Source organism: Pseudomonas sp. RP-B7, from assembly GCF_059803535.1.
In genome coordinates, this window is the sequence record NZ_JAPFHC010000045.1 from 24,667 (window position 1) to 45,642 (window position 20,976).

Consider the following 20,976-nt stretch of genomic DNA (forward strand, 5'->3'; position numbering starts at 1 on the left):
GAGACCGCGGCGGTTGCCCGGTGCTCGGTTTACTCAACCGATTTGGAGCTTAATGTCATGGCTAACGTTGATACGCTGGACCTGTGGGCAAAATGGATGGGGGCTGTACAAAATCAAGCATTGAGCGGTGGGCTGGGCGGCGGTCAGCGCTTCAGCGCAGGTTCCACCACGCTGAACGTCGACCTGGGCAACGTCGACCCGACGATCGTCAATTACTACATCCACGGCCTGGGCGATGTGGTGCCCGCCAACAGCCCGTCGTACTCGCCGGCCGGCGGCCTGCTGACCAGCTACGCGGTGTTTCTGGACTGCATCGACCTGGGCGCGATCCCCAACCCGAACCTGGCCAGCCAGGTGAACCTTGCCACGTCGGCGTTGAACACCGCGCAAACCGCGTTCAACAACGTCACCACCCAGGCGATCCAGCAGTACGTCAACTACAAAGCCATCAACTCTCCACCGTTTGTGCCGTTCTCGACGTGGGTCGTACAAAGCTACCCAAGCTACGTCACCGCCAACAACAACCTGATTGGTGCCGCCAACGCCCTCGATTCGTTGATGGTGCAGGCGTATGGCGCCGGGTATGTGCCGTTGCAGCAAGCACGCAGCAAGGTCGGGATCAACGGTGCGCAGAGCCTCACCGCGCAAAACCCGTTCAACATGGCCGTGACCTCCGGGTCGATCGCAGCGCCGGGTTCACAGCCGGTGGTCGTCGGTGGCACCACTCCACCACCGGCCAGTGCGTTGGTATCGTCCTTTGCTCCGTCCTACACCCTGCAAGGATTTTCCACCGCGTATGCAGCCTGGCAAGCCGCCAGCGTCGCCGGGCAGGTCGGGGCCTCGATCTCGGTCAGCTCCAGCACCGCCAGTTACAGTTTCAGCCAATCCGGCTGGAGTGCTTCGGCGAATGCCAGCCTGTTCGGTGATTTTTTCAACTTCACCGCCAGCGGTTCCGCCAGTGGCCAGAAAACCAGCATCGACACCTCAAGCAGCGACTTCTCGCTGACCGTCGACTTCACTGGTCTGGGCAGCTTTATCATCGCTCCGGGCGCCTGGTGGGATAACGGTTCACTGGTGAACACCTTCCAGAACAAACTCAAACCGGGCTCGCCGGCCTTCTTCGGCGAAAACGGCTCCCTGGCGGCCGTGCCGACGCAACTGGTGGTCGGCTTTGAGCCAACGGTGAAACTGAAAATGAAGGCCAGCGACTACAGCAACGTGAAAAGCAGCTGGCAATCCCAGGCCACCGCGTCCATCGGCATCGGCCCGTTCCGCATCGGGTCGGCGACCACGTCCGCCTATGGCAGCAAACAAGACATCCGTTGGGATGACGCCTCGGCCACCGTGACCATCGGTCCGATCCACAGCAGCCTGCCGATTCTGTTGGGTGTGGTCAGCCAACAACTGGGCCAGTGACAGCCCGGCCGGGAGCCTTCGCGGCTCCCGGCTTCATGGCACAGGAGCATCGCGCGTGGCAGACCCAACGCTTTGGCAGCTATACGACCAAACCTTGGCCAACCTGGCCCAAGTAGCACCCGGCGAAGTGTTTTCGATTACCGCGCTCAACACCTACACCGACCTGGGTAGCCCGATTCCGGCCATATGCAACGCCAGCATCTACCAGTTGGGCAATGGCATTCCCGTGCCTACGGGGACTTATTCGATCCACAGCGGGGTGTTCACCGCTTACTGGATTTACCTCAGCTACTTGCTGGAAGCCGCACAACCGGCATCTCTGGCGAACGTAAACGCCAGCCCGGTCGACTTTGATCGGTATCGGCAACTGGTGAGCACCTCGACGCCGCCCAATCCCTTGCAGGCCCAACAACTGAACAGCACACCGCTGTCCCAGACCCATCAACACCTGATGGCAACGCTGGGGCCGAGCGTCCCCGAGATTTGCGCGGCACTCAATCAATGCTGGCTGGCCATGCAGCCGGAGAAGGTCGCGACCAACATGTGGGTGCAACTGGCGGCGGGCGCTCCTCAGTACCTGTATCCCGGCTATGCCCTGGAAAACTGGAGCGCCACGTTTGCACAGTGGCAAGCACGCGTTGCACCCGTGGCAGTGCTCGATGCCGTCAGCGTCAACGTGCCGGAAAGCGCGCCTGCCTTTATCCAAGTGGATACGGCCAGCCTCGCCGCCCTGGACGACACCACGACGCTGAGCTTGAGCGTGTCGATGCAGGCCTTCGGCACCTTCAGCCTGAGCCCCGCCGCGTGGCTCGACCCGAGCTTCTTCGACGCCACCCGTTACCCATTGCCCGCTGGCGCACCGCCCTTTCTGGCGCTCGACGGCCCGCTTGGCCTGCTGCCGCTCAAGGCAGTGCTGGGCTTTCGCCCGTGCCTGAAACTGCGCGCCAGCACCCTGCAATCGGCCCAGCAATTGGCCAGCAATGTGAGCCGCATCGGCCCGTTCTCGGTGCAGGCCGGCGCGGTGACGAGCGCGGGCTCGGACCAGTTCGATATTGAGCTTGATTCCACCGACATCGACATACCGGTGTTGCTCGGGGTGATCAGCATCCCGAGCGCCACGGGTCATTAAGCGTTGTACCGCCATCCACTCAGGGAGAACCCAACCATGGCCAGCTATTGCCAGGAAAAATTCACGAAAGACGGAACCATGACCGAACTGAAAGTCTGCTGGCGCCAGGACAAGCACGTCCATGACGCGACGCTGATCACCACCATCGCCATCTGGCTGGGCACCACCCAGGGCGGCACGTGGACGGTGCGGGCCAACAGTTATGAAAGCAACAAGCAAAGCTGCTCGGTGGGAGCGGTCACCTACCCCTAGGCCGCTGCGCGGGGAGCCCGGCGGCTCCCCGTTTTCAGCCCATCAATAACGTGCATCGGCGGGCTTGCCGCCATTGGGCCAATCCTTGACCTTGTCCGGGAAGTCCGGGCGCGGTTGCCCCGAGAAATACGCCGCGACATCCACTGCGTCCTGGTCGGACAAACCACCCTGCCCTAGCGGAAATTTCTCGTGAAAGCCTATTGGCATGTTGCGTTTGACGAATGCCGCCGCCGTATAGGTGCGGGCCATGCCGGCGCCGATATTGAACGATTGCTCGCCCCACAGCGGCGGGTAGATCAGTTCGCCGTCGGCGCGCGCCAGGCCCTGGCCGTTGTCGCCATGGCACACCGCACATTGCTTGGCGTAGACCGCTTGACCATTGACCAGGTCCGGCTTGATCGCCGGGTCGACCTTGCCCACGCCGCGCCCGGCGACTTTGTCTGCGGGGCCGGTGTTGTTTTTCATCCAGTCGAAGTAGGCGACCATCGCTTGCATATCTGCCGATTGCGGCGGCAACGGCTTGCCGTTCATCGAGCGACGGAAACAGCCGTTGATGCGTTCTTCCAGGCTCACCACCTTGCCCGCACGCGGCGCGTAGCTGGGGAAGAATGCCGACACGCCGACAAAGGGCGAACCGTCCGCCACGGTACCGGCGTTGAGATGGCAACTGGTGCAATTGAGCGAGTTGCCGACGTTGTCCGGCAACAATGCCTTGGTTTGCAGATGCAGGCGCATGCCGCGCACCACTTGGTCGGCGTTGGGCGCGGCGAGCAGATCGGCCAGGCGCGGGGTTTCAAATGCCGTTGAATCGGTGGTCACCGGGTTGAGCTGGTCACGCAGCGTTTTGACCTGCGCCGCGCTGATGGGCGTGCCCCCATTGCCCCAGCTCGTGCGCACAAAGCTGAGGATCTCGGCGATTTCCTGATCGGCCAGGCGGGCGAAACCGGGCATGGTGTAGACCCGTGGGTGAGCGGCCGTTTGCGCGGTTTCCCAACCCGTCAGGGTGATGTGCAGCAGTGACGTCGGGTTGCTGGAGGCAATTCCCGGATTGCCCGCCAGCGGCGGGAACAGGCCTTTGACACCGGTGCCGTCGCTGCGATGGCAGTCGCTGCAGAACTGCATGTAACCCAGGCCGCCACGGCTGGTGAACAGATCCGTCGGCGGCGCAGCGGGTGCCTGGGCCACGGACGGCATTGGCAAATCGTCTTTGCCCGGTGGCAGGGACTTGAGGTAGCGGGCGATGGCCGTGAGGTCGTCATCGCTGAAATGCTGGGTGCTGTGGTGGATCACATCGGCCATGTTGCCGGCGACCGTGGCGAAGCGGTTTTGCCCGGTCTTGAGCAATTGCACGGTGTCTTCCACGGTCCACAGGTTGCGCAGGCTCAGGGCGCGCCAATGCTCTACGGTTTCGCCAGCCAGGTAATGCTGGCCACTGCGGCCTTCATCACTCAGGGCTTTTTCCTGGAAGGCGATGCCACGCGGCGTGTGGCAGGAACCGCAATGGCCCAGGCCCTGGACGAGGTAGGCGCCGCGGTTGAGCTGTGCATCCCGCGCCGGGTCCGGCTGGAAGGGCCGCTTGTCGAGAAAGGCGAAATTCCACAGCGCCAGGCCCCAGCGCTGGTTGAACGGGAAACCCATGTCGGCTTCACGGTTGGCTTGCTGCACAGGCGCTACGTCTTGCATCAGGTAGGCGTACAAGGCGCGCATATCGTCTTCGCTCATCTTGGCGTAGGACGGATATGGCATCGCCGGGTACAGGTTCATACCGCTGGGCGTGACACCTTCGCGCATGACCCGGTCGAATTGCTCGTAGGTGTAGTTGCCGATGCCGGTGTCACGGTCGGGCGTGATATTGCTGGAAAAGATCGTGCCCATCGGCGTGCTCAGCTCCAGCCCGCCCGCCATCACTTGGCCTTGCTTGGCAGTGTGGCAAGCGATGCAGTCGCCCAGTTGCGCGACGTACTTGCCATGCTCGATCAGTGGGGTGTCGGGGGCGCTGGCGTGCAGGGGAAGCGCCACGCTCAGCGTCGCCCCCAGCATGGCCAGGCGTGCAAGAGAAAGCGCCATCGTGTTAGTCCTTTAATCACCTGGCGTGGGGAGGTCCCCTTGGCGCAGGTCAGTGGTCGTTTTTATAGGTTCATCAGGCAGGGTTGTTGTAACGGATATGCGGGCAGGGGGTTTTGATATGGGTCAGGGGCAATGTGCTGCCTTGACCTGATCCCCCCACGCCTTGAAAATGCGCGACGCTTTTTTGTCTCCCGTTTACTGAAGTAGTGAAATTTCAATGTCTGATTCCCACCACGAAGAATCCGTAGTCGCCTTGCAATCCAAAGCTGAATACGAAAACGCCATCAATCTTTCACAGCATGTGCCAGCGGCCAAGATCATCAGCGAAATGGTGCTGGACGCGTTTCACACCTCCAAGGAAAGCGATCAGATCCGCGAACTGCGCGTGGCGATCCGCCAGGCCCACGACGCTTTCGACGATGACAAGGCCTACGACCTGATGGGCCAGCTCAAGCAACTCAAGGACGCCGAGGCCGCCGACAACATTGCCCTGGAAGACCTGAGCAGCAAGTTCTCCATCAGCCGCATCCTGTCCAGCTTCAAGGACGACCCCGAGTTCCAGGAGTTGGTCTACGGCCTGGCGTTGAAGGTGCTGAACCAGAGCCACCAGGCCATCAGCAACCCAAGCGCCGGCAAGAGCAAGGCCTCGCGCCCGAAGAAAGAAGCCGAAGTGTTTGTGATCAGCAAGGATGGGATCAGCGTCACCCTGCCATTGCGCACACCGCGCTCGAAGCTGAACGTTGACCGCGAGGCGTTTGAATTCCTGGGCTTCAGCTTTGTGGGTGAAGGGGATGAGGCTGAGTTGGAAGTGGAAAGCTTCGTGGACAACACCGGCGCTGAGCAACCGCTGAGCCGCAAGAGTGTGATCACCGCGTTGCAGCAGCAGCGTGCGTTTGACGGTTACAGCATCGTCCAGCAATAACACGTCGCCAGCGACACCGCCGAACTGAATGTGGGAGCAAGCCCGCTCCCACATCTGTTTCATGCGGGGTCAGACAGCCCGCACATCCTGCGCCGCAAACGCCTCACGAAAGCGCTGCATATCCTGCTTGTTCCCCACCGTCACCCGCACCCACTGCGGCCAGTTCTTCCACACCCGCCCGATCAACACACCCTGCTCTGCCAGGCGCTCGATAACCTGCTCGGCCGGCTGCTTCACGTCGATCATGAAGCAGTTGCTCTGGGACACCGTGCAGGTAAACCCACGCCCCTTCAGCCATGCCACGGTCTCGTCGCGCAGTTGTGCGTTGAGCGCCTTGCGCTGGGGCAGTAGCTTGATGTCTTCCAGGCTGGCCTTGGCGCCGAGCAGCGCCGAACCGGCCGGGACATTGTCGCCGCCGAACACCGCCAGTTGTTCCAGCAACTTCGGGTGCCCCACCGCCAGGCCGACGCGGGCACCGGCCATGCCGTAGATTTTCGAGAAGGTGCGCAGCACCAGCAGGTCATCGTGTTCCTTGACCCAACTGATCACGCTGGGAGCGTCGGAAAAGTCGATGTAAGCCTCGTCCACCACCAGCACGCTGCCCTTGGGTTTGTTCGCCAGTGCGTGGCGGATCGCCTCGGTGGGAGTCATGGTGCCGGTGGGGTTGTTGGGGTTGCACAGGTAGAGCATGCCGGCCTGGGGGGCGGCGGCGAGCATGGCGGGCACGTCGTGGGCGTGTTCGGCGTTGAGGTCGACCTCTTTCACTGGCGCCTTGCGCGATTCGGCCGCCTGGCGCGGGACTTCATAGGACGGCGTGGCCATCACCAGCCCGCGGGTTTCACTGGTAAACGCCAGGACCGCAAACCGCAGCGCGGCCATGGAGCCGGAAAACACCGCCACTTGGTCCTCGGCAAGCCCTTGCTGCTGGGCGAACAGCCCGGCCAGTGCGTACATGTGGCCGTAGGGGTACAACCCGGCGCTGGCGATGCCGCGTTGCATCGCCTCACGCGCAGCGCCCGATGGGCCGTAGGGGCTTTCGTTGTAGTTGAGCCGCACCTTGTCAGACTTTGCCGCCTTCGGGGCCGCTACCGCCCAGTCCAGACGCCCTAACAGCGGCAGGGCTGCGCCCACGGCGAGAAGGGACCGACGACTAACGCTGACCATGTGACAACTCCTTGTAAGGCGGGGGATGGATTCGCACAGCTCGTACTTGAGGGTAAGACGAGAAAAGCCTAGTCCGATTTAACCGCCCGCCCAAGAAAAAGCCCCGCGCTTCTCTCGAAGGCGGGGCTCTTTCACTGCGCGACCACTCAGTGAGCGTAGGTCAGCAGAAGCTCTTTCGGCACTTGGAAATCCAGGGACATCATCACGCTGAGCGCGGTGATGGTGAAGATCGAGAACACGAACAGCTTGCGCGCCCAGACGGTGTCATCCACCGCCTTGTAGCCGGTCCAGGCCATGTACAACCAGTACATGCCCATGGCGGCGGCGACGGCAAGGTAGCTCATGCCGGCATAGCCACTGAAGGTCAACATCAAGGTCGCCACGAGGAAGGCCAAGATGTAGAGCAGGATGTGTTTCTTGGCCACCTGGATGCCACGCTTGACCGGCAGAACCGGAATCGACGCAGCCAGGTAGTCATTGAAGCGGAAAATCGCAATGGCGTAGGAGTGCGGCATCTGCCACAGGCTGAACATCACCAGTAGCGTCAGCGCGGCCATGTCGAAGCTATTGGTCACAGCCACATAACCAATCACCGGCGGCATCGCCCCCGACAGACTGCCCACCAGCGTGCCGTGCACCGACTTGCGCTTGAGGTACAGGCTGTAGAGGCCGACGTAGATGACAAAACCGATCACGGCGAACAGCGCCGCCAGCGGGTTGGCCACCTTGTACAACAACGCCACACCGGCAACACCGAGGACGGTCGCATAGATCAGTGCCAGCTTCAGGGAGATGAGGCCCTGGACCAGCACGCGATTCTTGGTGCGCTCCATCTTGATGTCGATGTCACGGTCGATGCAGTTGTTGAACACGCAACCGGAAGCCACCACCAGGGACGTACCGATCATCGCAGCCAGGAAGATGGCCAGATCGACATGTCCCTTGGAGGCCAGGAAGAAACCGCCCGCCACAGAAAGCACGTTACCGAAAATGATCCCCGGTTTGGTGATTTGGATAAAGTGCTTAAGCGACATCGGGTCTTACCTCACTTCGCCATCATGTAGGTGTGGATGCTGAACATGATCCACAGCGACAGACCAACCAGCAGAACGATCACCAGGCCTGCGAACACGAACGCAATCACGTTCTCACGCTGGGCCTCGGAACGGTCCAGGTGCAGGAAGTACACCAGGTGAACCAGAACCTGGATTACCGCGAATGCCAACACGATCATCAAGGTGATCGATTTCGGCAGGGTCGGGTACATCACCAGGCCGAACGGGATCAGGGTCAGGATGACCGACAGGATGAAGCCGATAGCGTACGACTTGACGCTGCCGTGGCTTGCATCGTGGCTGTCATGGGAGTGTGCATTAGCCATTACAGAGTCCCCATCAGGTAGACAACGGTGAATACGCAGATCCAGACCACGTCCAGGAAGTGCCAGAACAGGCTCAGGCAGCTCAGGCGAGTCTTGTTGGTGTTGGTCAGGCCGTGTTTATTGACCTGATACATCATCACCGCCATCCACAGCAGGCCGGCGGATACGTGCAGACCGTGGGTGCCTACCAGCGTGAAGAACGCGGACAGGAAGCCGGAACGGTGCGGGCCGTAACCTTCGGAGATCAGCAGGTGGAACTCGTTGATCTCCATGCCGATGAAGCCCAGGCCGAACAGGAAGGTCAGTGCCAACCAGCTCAGTACGCCTTTCTTGTTGCCCTTGTAGAAGGCCAACATCGCGAAGCCGTAGGTGATCGAACTGAACAACAGCAAGGCGGTTTCGCCGAGCACGTAGGGCAGTTCGAAGATGTCGTGGCCCGACGGGCCACCGGCAGTGTTGTTTACCAGTACCGCGTACACCGCGAAGATCGACGCAAACAAGATGCAGTCGGTCATCAGGTAGAGCCAGAAACCGAAAACGGTCATCGGCCCCGAGTCGTGGTGATGGTCATCGTGCCCATGGTCATCGACATGGGCGTGTCCAGCATTGGTCACTAAGTTCGACATGGTTTAAGCCTGTTCCAACGAGGTTTCAACACGGTTGGCCGGGATTTTCTTCTCGGCTACCAGGCGAGCGTGCTGCTCGGCTTCGATGCGTTCGATCTCTTCGACCGGCACCATGTAGCCTTGATCGTCACGGGCTGCGTGAACGATGAAGTAACCGATAGTGCCAACCAGGCTCACGATTGCCAGCCACCAGATGTGCCAGATCATCGCGAAACCGAACACGGTCAACAGCGCACCCATCACCACGCCAGTGGCGGTGTTGCTTGGCATGTGGATCGGTTCATATTTGGCCGGTTTCTGGTACGCAGTACCGTCTTCCTTGGCTTCGGTGAACGCATCAATGGTGTTCGCAGTCGGGATCACGGCGAAGTTGTAGAACGGTGGTGGCGACGAAGTCGACCATTCCAGGGTGTGGCCATTCCATGGGTCGCCGGACTCGCACATGTTCTGCTTGCGATCACGGATACTCACGTACAACTGGATCAGCTGGCAGGCGATACCCACAGCGATCATCACCGCACCGAACATGGCGACGTACAGGTACGGCACCCACTCAGGGTTGGTAGTGGCGTTCAGACGACGGGTCATGCCCATGAAGCCCAGCGCGTAGAGCGGCATGAACGCGACGAAGAAGCCCGAGATCCAGAACCAGAATGCAGCCTTGCCCCAGCCTTCGTGCAGCTTGAAGCCGAACGCTTTCGGGAAGTAGAAGCTGAAGCCAGCGATGTAACCGAATACCGCACCACCGATGATCACGTTATGGAAGTGCGCGATCACGAACAGGCTGTTGTGCAGGACGAAGTCAGCACCCGGGATGGCCAGCAGTACGCCAGTCATGCCGCCGATGGCGAAGGTCACCATGAAGCCCAGGGTCCACAGGACCTGGCTGGTCATGCGCAGACGACCGTGGTAGATGGTGAACAGCCAGTTGAATAGCTTCACCCCCGTCGGGATGGAAATCAGCATCGTCGCCAGGCCGAAGAAGGCGTTGACGCTGGCCCCCGAACCCATGGTGAAGAAGTGGTGCAGCCAAACCATGAAGCCCAGTACAGAGATTGCGCCCGATGCGTAAACCATCGAGTGGTGACCGAACAGGCGCTTGCCGGTAAAGGTCGAGATCACTTCGGAGAAGATACCGAACGCTGGCAGGATCAGGATGTACACCTCAGGGTGACCCCATGCCCAGAACAGGTTCACGTACATCATTGGATTGCCACCAAGTTCATTGGTGAAAATGTGGAAATCCAGGTAACGGTCAAGCGACAGCAGCGCCATGGTGGCGGCCAGGATCGGGAACGAAGCCACGATCAGGACGTTGGCCCAGGTGCAGGTCCAGGTGAAGATCGGCATGTCCATCAGTTTCATGCCAGGGGCGCGCATTTTCAGCACGGTGGCCAGGAAGTTGACCCCCGTCAGCGTCGTCCCGAGTCCTGATAACTGTAGGGCCCAGATGTAGTAGTCCACACCCACGCCAGGGCTGTACTGAATGCCCGACAGCGGCGGATACGCAACCCAACCGGTCTTGGCGAATTCGCCGACGCCCAGGGATACGTTGATCAGCACCACGCCGGAAACCAGCAGCCAGAAGCTCAGGGAGTTCAGGAACGGGTAGGCAACGTCACGCGCGCCGATCTGCAGCGGCACTGCAAGGTTCATCAGGCCGGTGAAGAATGGCATCGCCATGAAGATGATCATGATCACACCGTGGGCGGTGAAGATCTGGTCATAGTGTTCAGGTGGCAGGTAGCCAGGCGAACCCTCGGTGGCCATGGCCAACTGGGTACGCATCATGATGGCGTCGGCAAAACCACGCAGCAGCATGACCATGGCCACGATGATGTACATGACGCCGATTTTCTTGTGGTCAACCGAAGTCAGCCACTCGGTCCACAGGTAGGTCCACTTCTTGAAATAAGTGATTGCCGCGAACAGTGCCAGACCACCCAGCGCGATCATGGCGATGGTAATCATCACAATCGGCTCGTGGAACGGGATCGCATCCCAACTTAATTTACCAAACATCGTTTACTCCTCTGCCCCAGCAGTTGAATGCGAGCCCGTGTCAGAACCTTCAACCGCGGCCACTTCTTTCTTCTCGTGCTTGACCGGCTTGCCTGGCTTCATACCTTCGTACTTGTCGACGATTTTCTGAAACAGGTTCGGCTCGTACGTGGAGTACAGGGCGACTGGATTGTTCTGGCTTGGTTTGGCCAGGGCGTCGTATTCAGCTTGATCAAGCTGTTTAGGTGCGGCCTTGACTTCGGCTACCCAGGCGTCGAATTCTTCCTGGCTTGTCGAGATCGCTTTGAATTTCATGCCGGTGAAGCCAGCGCCGCTGTAGTTGGCGGAGATGCCTTCCATTTCAGCTTTCTGGTTGGCGATCAGGTGCAGCTTGGTCTGCATGCCTGCCATCGCGTAGATCTGGCCGCCCAGGGCTGGGATGAAGAACGAGTTCATCACGGCGTCGGAGGTGATCTTGAAGTTCAGCGGAGTGTGTTCCGGGAAGCGGATCTGGTTAACAGTGGCGATACCCAGGTCTGGGTAGATGAACAGCCACTTCCAGTCCAGCGCGACGACTTCGATGTTGATCGGCTTGACGTCGGATTCCAGCGGACGGTACGGGTCCAGAGCGTGGGTGGACTTGTAGGTCACATAACCCAGGGCAATGATGATGAGGATCGGGACCAGCCACACCGCGATTTCGATCTTGGTGGAGTGCGACCACTTCGGCGCGTAGGTCGCGCTGGTGTTCGACGCGCGATATTTCCAGGCGAACGCGAAGGTCATGATGATCACAGGGACCACGACCAGCAGCATCAGCAGGGTAGCGGTGATGATCAGGTTTCGTTCATCCAGGCCGACCTGTCCTTTCGGGTCGAGCAAGGTCCACTTGCAGCCTCCCAGCATTAACATCATGCCAAGCAGCGGCAAAAAGCCTAGTAATCGGGGGTACCTGTTTTTACTCATCTCACGACCTCTAAAGCAGCTTGCGCAATGCAGTTGGGTTTTGATCGCCAACACTTCACCCTGCCAAGGGTTGGCATTTCTCTTCGATTGAATAAGAGCCTGCCCATCACGCCATTTAACGGCGCGTTTCGCGGACCTGCGGTGAGTTCTTATTCGATTTCGTGGTTAAAGGCCTTGTTACAGACCAATTCCATTTGGTGCGGATAGTTGAAAGGCTGCCGGAACCTTGGGGTCGCACAGAGCCATCCATCTGCCCCTCGACCGCTCCAGTGCTCAAATATTGAACAGCACCGGACATTCAGTGCGGGCGATTGTAGTTAGCTAGCGATGTATAAACCATGTCTTATAAAGAAATAATTTTTATCGATTACAGCAACAATCCTTCACCAAAACCGCAAAGGTTCGCGATCTTATCGTGTTCGATTCTCAACAAAAACCACAAAAATTGCCGTGTTATTGCACAAAGCGACACAGCCCTTACCCCGTGTAAGGGCACGTTAAACGTACCCAACCCCCCAGAAAACAAGGCATTCGGACATCACTCAAAGGCACGGGCGGCGTGAGCTGCGCCGCCTCGTCCAAACCACGAACTGACAGCACAATTTGCGCGTTTTAGGCAAATTTAACGAGGCAATGAGCGAGTCGGAAACGTCCTGCGGCAGCTTCCGTGTGACAACATGTCGCACGCTGCGCGCACCCGGAATTGTCCCGCGTCACGCTCTGTTCACAAAACCCTACAAACAAAAACGCCCCGGACTTCCCTCAAGGAGGACCGGGGCGTTTCAGTCAACACTCAGGTGCGGCGTTGGCGGTTACGGTAAATACCCAGCGGCACCAGGATCACCGTCAGCACGAACGCCACCAGCGCCCATTGCGCCAGGGACAGGCCCAGTATCGGCGGATACGGCGTGCTGCAGAAACCGTCGACCTGGAAGCCCAGGGGGAACACCTTGGCCAGGGGCAGGTCGTCGACGATCGGTTGCAGCACATCGATGCCGCAACTGACCTGGGGGAAGAACTGGGTGTACACATGATGGCCGGCTGCTGCCACGCCGCCGAGGGCGCTGAGCACCACCAGGCCTTCGAACAGCGTCACCGCGCCTTTGCGGCGCATGGCCGCGCCGAGGAAGGCGAAGACCGCAATCAGCAGCAGCGCATAGCGTTGCAGGATGCACAGCGGGCACGGCGCCTCGCCCAGCACGACCTGCATATAAAGTGCACCACCGATCAGCGCCAGGCAGATGATGCCCAGCAACACCAGAAAGCGCCGCTCCCTGCCTAAACGCAATTCGTCACTCATCTCTGTTTCCCTTTGTCTGGTCATGCCAATGGCCGCAAGTTTACACACAGAGAGAGGTTTAAACAGAAAGGGGTTAACAGGAGATTAATCAGTCGCAATAGCGACCCCATGTGGGAGCAGGCTTGCCCGCTCCCACAATTCGGACAGTGTGTTACTCCAATGCCGCAGCCGGACCGAAGAACTCATACCGGCTTTGTTTCTCTGGAACCCCCAACGCCTTGAGGTGACGCTTGACCGCCGCCATGAAGCCCTTGGGCCCGAGGAAATACGCATCCACATCACGCTGCTCGGGCAACCACGCCGCCAGTTGCGCCTGGCTCAACAAGCCCACCTTGTCTGCCGCAGGGCTCACCCCGTCATCCTCGGCGTAGCAATAGAAGCGCTTGAGTTGCGGGTGCTTGGCCGCCAGGGCATCCACCCAATCGCGGAACGCATGCACCCCGCCATTGCGCGCGCAGTGGATAAAGTGCACCGGGCGCTCGGTCGCCAGCGCGGCTTCGAGCATTGGCAGGGTCGGTGTGATACCCACCCCGCCGCTGATCAGCACCAGCGGTTTATCACTGGCCGCCAAGGTGAACTCGCCCGCCGGCGGGAACAGGTCGATGGTCGCGCCAACCTGCAGTTGATCATGCAGGTAGTTGGACACTCGCCCACCGGCTTCGCGCTTGACGCTGATGCGGTACTGGCCGGCATCGCTCAGGGCCGACAGAGAATAGTTGCGGCGCACTTCTTCGCCGTCCAGCACCAGCTTCATACCGATGTACTGGCCGGGCGCAGCCGCGAGGATCGGGCCGTTATCCACAGGTACAAAGTAGAAGGACGTGATCTCGGCGCTTTCTTCCACACGCTTGACCAGCGTGAACGCCCGCGCACCGCGCCAACCGCCGGGGGCCTGGGCTTTTTCAGCGTAGATGGCGCTTTCGGCACCGATCAGAATATCCGCCAGTTGGCCGTAGGCCGCGCCCCAGGCATTCATCACTTCAGGGGTGGCGATCTCGCTGCCCAGCACTTCGGAAATCGCCCGCAGCAGGCAGGCCCCCACGATCGGGTAATGCTCCGGCAGGATCTGCAAGGCCACGTGCTTGTTGATGATCTTCGCCACCAGGTCACCCAGCTGGTCCAACTGGTCAATGTGTCGCGCATACATCAGCACGCCGTTGGCCAGGGCGCGCGGCTGGTCGCCACTGGCTTGGTGAGCCTGGTTGAACAGCGGGCGCACCTCAGGGTACTCGGAGAGCATCATGCGGTAGAAATGGGTGATCAGCGCTTCGCCACCGCTTTCCAGCAGGGGCACAGTGGATTTGACGATGGCACGGTCTTGGGCACTAAGCATGGCAGACTCCTGGGTCTTTTTACTGATTGCCTTTACCTACTCAGTATTCGTGCCAACTTATAAATCCTTATATTTCAATGAGTTGAATAATATGTAGTCAGTATGACTTCCTACACATTATAGTCATAAGGACTACAAGGAGTCATTATGACTGCACAATCGCTGCTCACCACCCTGCTGCCCCTGGTCGCCGACCTGTCCCGTGAACTGCCCGAAGGCGAGCGCTACCGCCGCCTGTTGCAAGCCATGCGTGCCCTGCTGCCGTGTGATGCCGCCGCGTTGTTGCGCCTGGACGGTGAATGGCTGGTACCACTGGCGGTGGATGGCTTGAGCCCCGATACCCTCGGGCGGCGCTTCAAGGTCAGCGAACACCCGCGCTTCGCCGTATTGCTCGCCAGCCCCGGCCCGACGCGCTTTGACAGCGACAGCGAATTGCCCGACCCCTACGACGGTCTCGTCGCTGGCATACACGGGCAGCTGGAAGTCCACGACTGCATGGGCTGCCCGCTGTTTGTCGACGACAGGCCATGGGGCCTGCTGACCCTGGACGCCCTCGACACCGAGCGTTTCGAACGGGTCGAACTCGACGCCCTGCAAGCCTTCGCCAGCCTCGCGGCCGCGACCGTCAACGTCGCCGAACGTATCGAACGCCTGACCCTGCGCGCCGAAATCTATCGCGAGGCCAGCGGCCAGCAGCACAAGGAAATGATCGGCCAGAGCAAACCCCACAAACGCCTGGTGGAAGAGATCAAGCTGGTGGGCGGCAGCGACCTCACCGTTCTGATCACCGGCGAAACCGGGGTGGGCAAGGAGTTGGTGGCCCAGGCGATCCATGCTGCGTCAGCCCGTGCCGACAAACCGCTGATCAGCCTCAACTGCGCCGCTCTGCCGGAAACCCTGGTGGAAAGCGAGCTGTTCGGCCATGTGCGCGGCGCCTTTACCGGCGCGCTGAATGAGCGACGCGGCAAGTTCGAACTGGCCAACGGCGGCACGCTGTTCCTCGATGAAGTCGGCGAACTGTCCCTGAGCGTGCAGGCCAAACTGCTGCGCGTGCTGCAAAGCGGCCAGTTGCAGCGACTGGGCTCGGACAAGGAACATCAGGTCGACGTGCGCCTGATCGCCGCCACCAACCGCGACCTCGCCGAAGAGGTGCGCAACGGCCGCTACCGCGCCGACTTCTACCACCGCCTCAGCGTGTACCCGCTGCAAGTCCCGGCCCTGCGCGAGCGCGGGCGCGATGTGTTGCTGCTGGCGGGTTTCTTCCTGGAGCAGAACCGCTCGCGCATGGGCCTGGGCAGCCTGCGCCTGAGCAGCGATGCCCAGGCGGCGCTGCTGGCCTATAACTGGCCGGGCAATGTGCGAGAGTTGGAACACTTGATCGGCCGCAGCGCGCTCAAAGCCCTGGGCAACTGCCGCGAGCGGCCGAAGATTCTCAGCCTGAGCGCCCAGGACCTGGACTTGCCTGACGTCAGCGCGCCGGCCATCGAAGCCCCAGACGACGTGATCCCCGTGGTCACGGGCGACCTGCGCCAGGCCACCGAGCACTTTCAACGCCAGATCATCAGCGCCTGCCTGGAGCGTCACAATCACAATTGGGCCAGTGCGGCCCGTGAGCTGGGGTTGGACCGCGCCAACCTGGGGCGCATGGCCAAGCGCCTCGGTCTCAAATAACCCGGTCAACTCGGTCAAATGTGGGAGCGGGCTTGCTCGCGAAGGCGCAGTGTCAGTCGCTAAATCCGTTGACTGACCCACCGCCTTCGCGAGCAAGCCCGCTCCCACACAAGCCCCCACATTAGATTTGCTGCGCCTTGAGGATGGGGGTAACGGGCTTGGGTTTTCTGAACACCAACACATTCCCCAACATCACCAGCACCAACCCCACCAGCGCCGCCCCGGTCCATTGATAGCCCTCGGCAAACGCCGACACATTCAACGCCACCACCGGGAACAGCACCGTGCAGTACGCCGCCCGCTCCGGCCCCATGCGTCCGACCAGGGTCAGGTACGCGGTAAACCCGATCACCGAGCCCGGGATCACCAGGTACCACAATGCGCCGATATACCGCGCGCTCCAGTCCATCTCGAACGGAATCCCGCGCACCGCGCAATAGGTCGCCAACATCGCCGAACCATAGGCCATGCCCCAGGCATTGGTGGTCAGCGGCTTGAGCCCGGCTTTCTGTTGCAGGCTCGACAGCATGTTACCCGCCGAGAAACACATCGTCCCGAGCAGCGCCAAGCCCAGGCCAAGCAGGGTCTGCGGGCTGGCGGTGTGCCCGACCAGCTCCGGCCAGAACAGAAAGCCCAACCCCAGCAGACCCAGGCCGCCGCCCATCAACACATTGCGCGCCACGCGCTGGCCGAAAAACACCCGGGCGTTCAGCGCGTTCCACAAGGTCGCCGTGGAAAACACCACGGCCACCAGCCCGCTGGGAATCCACTGGCTGGCCGTCAGGAAGCACATGAAGTTCACGCAGAACAGGCACAAGCCCTGGGCCAGGCAGATCAGATGCCCGCGCCGGTTCATCACCTGCAACCGGCGGCTGAGCAGCAACAACGCAAACAGCACCAGCGCCGCGAGACCGAAGCGATAGACGATGGACACCGGGATCGCCACCACGCCCAGTTGCCATTTAAGGGCGATCCAGGTGGTGCCCCAGATCAGCACGGTGAGTAAGTACAGGAAAAGGTTCATGACAGGCTCCATCGATTGAGCCCCAGTGTCGCCCCCGCCCCGAGCAAACCGCTTGCAGATTCTTGCGCTTTTGTCGGGCGGTGGGATCACAGCGTCATCAGCGCAGAGTAGGATGCAAGGCGTCCACAGAGTGCTCGCCATGCCTGATCTGCAATCCCTGCAAGTCTTCCAAGCCCTTAACCGCTCGCCCAACGCACGCCTCGAAGCCTGTGCCGAGCTCGGTGACGGCTTGTCTGCGGCCTTGTGGAGCAACCATCACGATTCCCAGGATTATCAGGCGCCGAGCCATCACACCTTGTCCTGCTACGTCGGCGGCGGCACCGGCACGTTTCGCCGCGACCAGCCGGGCACCAAGGGCGGGCCCGACAAGCTGTGCATCCTGCCGGCCGAGCATCAGTCGGCCTGGGTGATCAACGGCGAGATCCGCCTGGCCCACGTGTATTTCAGCCCGGAGCAATTTGCCCTGGGCTGCGTCACCCTGCTCGACCGCGAACCGCGCGCGTTGCAACTGCGCGAAAGCACCTTCCTGGAAGATGCCAGCCAGGCCCGGCGCTTCCACCAGTTGATCGCCCTCAACTGGCACGAACCGGCCGAACGCCTGCTGACCAGCAGCCTGGCCCACGAAATGCTCAGCCACACCCTGCTCAGCCAGGTCGGCGCACGCGATGGGTTGCGCTTGAAAGGCGGGCTGGCGGCGTACCAGCGCAGGCGGTTGGTGGACTACATCGATCAGCACCTGGAAGACCCCATCAGCCTCGGGCAACTCGCCGGGCTGTGCGCGCTGTCGGAATACCACTTCGCGCGGATGTTCCGCCAAAGCTTCGGCCTGCCGCCGCACCAATACCTGCTGGCGCGGCGCTTGACCCGCGCCCAGGCACTGCTGCGCAGCAGCGCCCTGCCCCTGGGTGAGATCGCCCTGATGTGCGGTTTTTCCAGCGCCAGCCACTTCACCCATCGCTTCCGCCAGGCCATGGGCGCCACGCCCGGCGAATACCGCCAGGCGTTCAGCGCCTAGACCATCAGGCCCAACGTCTTCGCCTTGGCCACCGCTTGCGTGCGCCGCTCCACGCCAAGCTTGCTGTGGATGCGCCGTGCATGGGTCTTGACCGTGTGCAGGGAGATAAACAAACGGTCGGCGATTTCCAGGTTGGAGCTGCCTAGGGCGATCAATTGCAGCACTTCCAGTTCGCGCTGGCTCAGGGGATTGTCCGCCGCACCGGCGGGCGACACCTGCGCTTCAAGCCCCACCTCACTCAACAACCCGGGCGAGCGCAAACGCAGCTCACGAATGGCCTGCTGCACCTGGCAACGTGCGGCCAGCTCCAACCCGGCCTGCAACGACCGTCGCGCCAGGGTCGAGTCGCCGAGTTGCCAGGCCACCTCGCCGAGCACCAGGTGCAGTTCGGTTTCCAGGCACAACATGCCGCGCTGCTGGATAGTCGCCAGCAAGGCGCGCAAGCGCTCCAACGGTTGCTCGGCACAACCCAGTTTCACTTCGGCCAGCACCAGCAGGTATTCCAGACGCGGTATCAACTCCAACGTCGCCGGCGGTGCCTGCTTGGCCTGTGGCCCGCGGAAGTGACGCAGCACCCGCCGCACCGCTTCCAGCGTCAACTCGGCCCGGCCCTGTTGCAACCAGAAGTGCCCACTGACCAACAGCAACACCGCGCGATACACCGAATCCGGCACCTGACGCTGCTGCATCAGCCGCTCGGCCTCGCGCAGTTGCACAAAGGCCTGGGCGTAATCGCCATGGTTGGCCGCCAGCAACGCCAGGCCGAGAAAGCCATAGAGCACGCGCTTGTCCTGGCTGTGCAGGCACATCTTCAAGCCGGCATCGAAACACTCGGCGGCCAGCGCATCCTGGCCTTGACGCAAGGCCAGGTGCCCACGGCGCAAGGCGATGCGCCCGACCAGCGGCCCGGCCTTGAGACGCTGCTTGAGCAACATCGCCTGGACATTTTCCAACAGGCTCTGCGCCCGGTACGGCGCGCCGCGCTGTTCCAGCAATTGAGCGTGGTCCAACTCCAGCAACGCCTCCAACACCAATGACCCGTGGGCACGGGCCAGGCACAACGCTTCGCGGCTCAAGGCTTGCGCCACTTCCAGTTCGCCGCGCAGCAAGGCTTGCTGGGTCAACCCCGACAAGCACATCAGGCGCGAGGTCCAAGCGCTGTCGGGCAAAGCTTGCAGCGCTTCAAGAAAATGTTCGCGGGAACGCTCGGCATCGCCACGCAAATGCAGCAACCAGCCCCATTGCGCCTGCCAGCGCGCCAGCAGATAGCATTGTTGCGCCGCGCTGGGTTGCGGCGCGAAACGCGCCAGTTGATCGATGCACAACGCCGCCTGTTCGAAGCGCCCGGCGAACAACAAGGCCGCCGTGACCAACCCCACCAGTTGCGCCGAACCGAGCATCAGCTCATCGCCATGCTGCTCGTGCAGGCGCAACAGCAGCACGGCGTTTTGCTGGCGGAACAGGTCCTCGAAACTGAAGTGCTGCAACAGGCTGACCGCGATCTCATATTCCTCCGCCAGCAACGCCTGCTCGAACGCCGCCTGCCAATCCCCCTCGGCGGTGAACCATTGGCAGGCACGCCGATGCCAGGAGCGCTTGGCCGGCCAGGGCTCATCGCGCAGCAGTTGTGCGAGCGGCGGGAACACCTGCAGCCAGTCGGCGGCGTCTTCCCACGGCTGGATAAAGGCGCCGAGGGCCTGCAAGTCGCGCAGGTACTGATCACCGTCGCCGGCGCCGAACAGGTGCTCGCACAAGCCGGGGTTGAAACGCGGCAGATGGGCAAGCACGCGCCAGGCCTCGGCCAGTTCCGCCGGCAAGCTGCTGAACAGTTCGTGTTGCAGGTAGTCGAGCAGGGTTTTGTCCGGGTGCCCGTCGCCGAGCAGGGCGATCCGCACGCCCGCGCACCAGCCGCCGCTGAACTGCAGGATGCGGTCGACCTCGTGCCCCGGCGCCAGCGCCTGGATGTCTGCAGCGCTGAAGGCCAGTTCGCTGCCGCTGCATTCCAGCAGTTCGTCATCGAGCAACAGGCGCGGCCAGTTGCAGATGGGCCGGCGGCGAGCGCCCAGCCACCAGGTCAACGCCGGGCTGGCGGCGCTGAGCAGGCGATCGAGCAGTGCGTCCAGTGCAGGCGCAGGCTGGCGGCAGAAATCGTCGAGAAACAGCCAAGCCGGGGCCTGCCAGCGACCAAGGTCGAGCAGCAAGGTGGCTTCATCGGTAAACGGCAGGCCCAGGTTCAGGGCCAGGCGCTGGCACAACTCCAGCGGGCTGAGGGTGGCGCCATTGAGCGGCAGCCAATACACCTGGCAAGCGGCCGGTGCCTGCAACGCGCACTCGGCGAGCAAGGCGCTCTTGCCACTGCCACCGGGGGCGCAGAGCAACCTGACCCGTGCCTGCGCCGCCAGCAAAGGCTCGGCCAGGCGCGGGCGCAGCAGATGGTGGGCGGACAGCCGGGGCATGAATCCAGGACGGTCCAGGCAGCGTGTCATGGCGGTCATTGCTGCATCCTGCTTTTTTATTGTTATGCAACCTGATGCGTACCCTAGTCCTGTGGTTGGCGGTTGTTGAAGAAAGATTCAGCGGCGTGATTGGCGGCCATAAAACCCAAGGTGTACACAAACGAATGTGGGAGCAGGGCTTGTGTGGGAGCGGGCTTGCTCGCGAAGGCGGTGGATCAGTCGAAGCATCTTTGACTGACACACTGCATTCGCG

The 20,976-nt window shown here is 61.4% G+C and carries 18 protein-coding genes; 7 read left to right on the forward strand and 11 right to left on the reverse strand.

Annotation, left to right across the window (positions count from 1 at the left end; genetic code table 11):
* The first annotated feature begins 57 nt into the window (after nucleotides 1-57).
* The 3 genes from OPU96_RS26950 to OPU96_RS26960 all read left to right on the forward strand — a co-directional run bounded on the left by OPU96_RS26950 (nucleotide 58) and on the right by OPU96_RS26960 (nucleotide 2,797).
* Nucleotides 58-1,416: a hypothetical protein gene (locus tag OPU96_RS26950; protein ID WP_226457279.1), complete on the forward strand. Its 1,359-nt coding sequence runs from the start codon at nucleotides 58-60 to the stop codon at nucleotides 1,414-1,416.
* Between the two features lie 55 nt (nucleotides 1,417-1,471).
* Nucleotides 1,472-2,545 carry a hypothetical protein gene (locus tag OPU96_RS26955; RefSeq protein ID WP_498560020.1) on the forward strand — a complete coding sequence of 358 codons (1,074 nt, stop codon included), beginning with the start codon at nucleotides 1,472-1,474 and terminating at the stop codon, nucleotides 2,543-2,545.
* 78 nt (nucleotides 2,546-2,623) lie between these two features.
* A complete protein-coding gene (locus OPU96_RS26960) occupies nucleotides 2,624-2,797 on the forward strand; it encodes a hypothetical protein (protein WP_225595684.1) in 174 nt (57 codons plus the stop codon).
* 42 nt (nucleotides 2,798-2,839) lie between these two features.
* Here the strand turns inward: OPU96_RS26960 and OPU96_RS26965 are convergent, their stop codons facing one another.
* On the reverse strand, nucleotides 2,840-4,864 hold the full coding sequence (locus OPU96_RS26965) for a c-type cytochrome (protein ID WP_498560021.1): 2,025 nt from the start codon (nucleotides 4,862-4,864) through the stop codon (nucleotides 2,840-2,842).
* Nucleotides 4,865-5,081: 217 nt separating this feature from the next.
* Between OPU96_RS26965 and OPU96_RS26970 the strand changes: the two genes are divergently transcribed.
* Nucleotides 5,082-5,786 (forward strand): hypothetical protein, encoded by a 705-nt coding sequence (locus OPU96_RS26970; RefSeq protein ID WP_192300578.1) that lies wholly within the window; start codon nucleotides 5,082-5,084, stop codon nucleotides 5,784-5,786.
* Between the two features lie 69 nt (nucleotides 5,787-5,855).
* Here OPU96_RS26970 and ptaA read toward each other — a convergent pair whose 3' ends face one another.
* From ptaA to hmpA, 8 genes are all read right to left on the reverse strand, one after another.
* Complete coding sequence (gene ptaA / locus OPU96_RS26975) at nucleotides 5,856-6,950, reverse strand: pyoverdine biosynthesis transaminase PtaA (protein WP_498560022.1); 1,095 nt, start codon at nucleotides 6,948-6,950, stop codon at nucleotides 5,856-5,858.
* Nucleotides 6,951-7,096: 146 nt separating this feature from the next.
* Complete coding sequence (gene cyoE, locus OPU96_RS26980) at nucleotides 7,097-7,984, reverse strand: heme o synthase (protein WP_003194050.1); 888 nt, start codon at nucleotides 7,982-7,984, stop codon at nucleotides 7,097-7,099.
* Between the two features lie 11 nt (nucleotides 7,985-7,995).
* Complete coding sequence (cyoD, locus tag OPU96_RS26985; protein ID WP_003176003.1) at nucleotides 7,996-8,331, reverse strand: cytochrome o ubiquinol oxidase subunit IV; 336 nt, start codon at nucleotides 8,329-8,331, stop codon at nucleotides 7,996-7,998.
* Nucleotides 8,331-8,957: a cytochrome o ubiquinol oxidase subunit III gene (locus OPU96_RS26990; RefSeq protein ID WP_060754365.1), complete on the reverse strand. Its 627-nt coding sequence runs from the start codon at nucleotides 8,955-8,957 to the stop codon at nucleotides 8,331-8,333. Before OPU96_RS26990 ends, cyoD begins: the two co-directional genes overlap by 1 nt.
* Before the next feature lie 3 nt (nucleotides 8,958-8,960).
* Entirely contained in the window at nucleotides 8,961-10,979 is a 2,019-nt protein-coding gene (gene cyoB / locus OPU96_RS26995) for a cytochrome o ubiquinol oxidase subunit I (protein ID WP_192300580.1), read from the reverse strand.
* A 3-nt stretch (nucleotides 10,980-10,982) separates the two neighbouring features.
* Complete coding sequence (gene cyoA / locus OPU96_RS27000; RefSeq protein WP_192300581.1) at nucleotides 10,983-11,924, reverse strand: ubiquinol oxidase subunit II; 942 nt, start codon at nucleotides 11,922-11,924, stop codon at nucleotides 10,983-10,985.
* Nucleotides 11,925-12,717: 793 nt separating this feature from the next.
* A complete protein-coding gene (locus OPU96_RS27005) occupies nucleotides 12,718-13,224 on the reverse strand; it encodes a disulfide bond formation protein B (RefSeq protein ID WP_192300582.1) in 507 nt (168 codons plus the stop codon).
* A 151-nt stretch (nucleotides 13,225-13,375) separates the two neighbouring features.
* Complete coding sequence (gene hmpA, locus OPU96_RS27010) at nucleotides 13,376-14,557, reverse strand: NO-inducible flavohemoprotein (protein WP_498560023.1); 1,182 nt, start codon at nucleotides 14,555-14,557, stop codon at nucleotides 13,376-13,378.
* Nucleotides 14,558-14,704: 147 nt separating this feature from the next.
* On the opposite strand from hmpA, the gene norR reads away from it, so the two are divergent.
* Nucleotides 14,705-16,228 (forward strand): nitric oxide reductase transcriptional regulator NorR, encoded by a 1,524-nt coding sequence (gene norR, locus OPU96_RS27015; protein ID WP_498560024.1) that lies wholly within the window; start codon nucleotides 14,705-14,707, stop codon nucleotides 16,226-16,228.
* Between the two features lie 121 nt (nucleotides 16,229-16,349).
* Here the strand turns inward: norR and OPU96_RS27020 are convergent, their stop codons facing one another.
* Entirely contained in the window at nucleotides 16,350-17,252 is a 903-nt protein-coding gene (locus OPU96_RS27020) for a DMT family transporter (protein WP_226457273.1), read from the reverse strand.
* Nucleotides 17,253-17,391: 139 nt separating this feature from the next.
* Here OPU96_RS27020 and OPU96_RS27025 point away from each other — a divergent pair, with 139 nt between their 5' ends.
* Nucleotides 17,392-18,267 carry a helix-turn-helix domain-containing protein gene (locus OPU96_RS27025; RefSeq protein ID WP_498560025.1) on the forward strand — a complete coding sequence of 292 codons (876 nt, stop codon included), beginning with the start codon at nucleotides 17,392-17,394 and terminating at the stop codon, nucleotides 18,265-18,267.
* On the opposite strand, the gene OPU96_RS27030 is transcribed toward OPU96_RS27025, so the two are convergent.
* Nucleotides 18,264-20,762, reverse strand: coding sequence for a LuxR C-terminal-related transcriptional regulator (locus tag OPU96_RS27030; RefSeq protein WP_498560026.1), 2,499 nt, complete (start codon nucleotides 20,760-20,762; stop codon nucleotides 18,264-18,266). The two genes, OPU96_RS27025 and OPU96_RS27030, sit on opposite strands and share 4 nt — an antisense overlap.
* Between OPU96_RS27030 and OPU96_RS27035 the strand changes: the two genes are divergently transcribed.
* On the forward strand, nucleotides 20,762-20,976 hold a 215-nt coding region (locus OPU96_RS27035; RefSeq protein ID WP_498560027.1), incomplete at its 3' end, for a hypothetical protein. The genes OPU96_RS27030 and OPU96_RS27035 overlap by 1 nt on opposite strands.

Excerpts from the sequence above, each read along its gene's own strand:
- OPU96_RS26950 (WP_226457279.1), top strand. The coding sequence starts at position 58 with ATGGCTAACGTTGATACGCTGGACCTGTGGGCAAAATGGATGGGGGCT.
- OPU96_RS26960 (WP_225595684.1), top strand. The coding sequence starts at position 2,624 with ATGACCGAACTGAAAGTCTGCTGGCGCCAGGACAAGCACGTCCATGAC.
- OPU96_RS26965 (WP_498560021.1), bottom strand. The coding sequence starts at position 4,864 with ATGGCGCTTTCTCTTGCACGCCTGGCCATGCTGGGGGCGACGCTGAGC.
- OPU96_RS26970 (WP_192300578.1), top strand. The coding sequence starts at position 5,082 with ATGTCTGATTCCCACCACGAAGAATCCGTAGTCGCCTTGCAATCCAAA.
- ptaA (WP_498560022.1), bottom strand. The coding sequence starts at position 6,950 with ATGGTCAGCGTTAGTCGTCGGTCCCTTCTCGCCGTGGGCGCAGCCCTG.
- cyoE (WP_003194050.1), bottom strand. The coding sequence starts at position 7,984 with ATGTCGCTTAAGCACTTTATCCAAATCACCAAACCGGGGATCATTTTC.
- cyoD (WP_003176003.1), bottom strand. The coding sequence starts at position 8,331 with ATGGCTAATGCACACTCCCATGACAGCCACGATGCAAGCCACGGCAGC.
- OPU96_RS26990 (WP_060754365.1), bottom strand. The coding sequence starts at position 8,957 with ATGTCGAACTTAGTGACCAATGCTGGACACGCCCATGTCGATGACCAT.
- cyoB (WP_192300580.1), bottom strand. The coding sequence starts at position 10,979 with ATGTTTGGTAAATTAAGTTGGGATGCGATCCCGTTCCACGAGCCGATT.
- cyoA (WP_192300581.1), bottom strand. The coding sequence starts at position 11,924 with ATGAGTAAAAACAGGTACCCCCGATTACTAGGCTTTTTGCCGCTGCTT.
- OPU96_RS27005 (WP_192300582.1), bottom strand. The coding sequence starts at position 13,224 with ATGAGTGACGAATTGCGTTTAGGCAGGGAGCGGCGCTTTCTGGTGTTG.
- hmpA (WP_498560023.1), bottom strand. The coding sequence starts at position 14,557 with ATGCTTAGTGCCCAAGACCGTGCCATCGTCAAATCCACTGTGCCCCTG.
- norR (WP_498560024.1), top strand. The coding sequence starts at position 14,705 with ATGACTGCACAATCGCTGCTCACCACCCTGCTGCCCCTGGTCGCCGAC.
- OPU96_RS27020 (WP_226457273.1), bottom strand. The coding sequence starts at position 17,252 with ATGAACCTTTTCCTGTACTTACTCACCGTGCTGATCTGGGGCACCACC.
- OPU96_RS27025 (WP_498560025.1), top strand. The coding sequence starts at position 17,392 with ATGCCTGATCTGCAATCCCTGCAAGTCTTCCAAGCCCTTAACCGCTCG.
- OPU96_RS27030 (WP_498560026.1), bottom strand. The coding sequence starts at position 20,762 with ATGACCGCCATGACACGCTGCCTGGACCGTCCTGGATTCATGCCCCGG.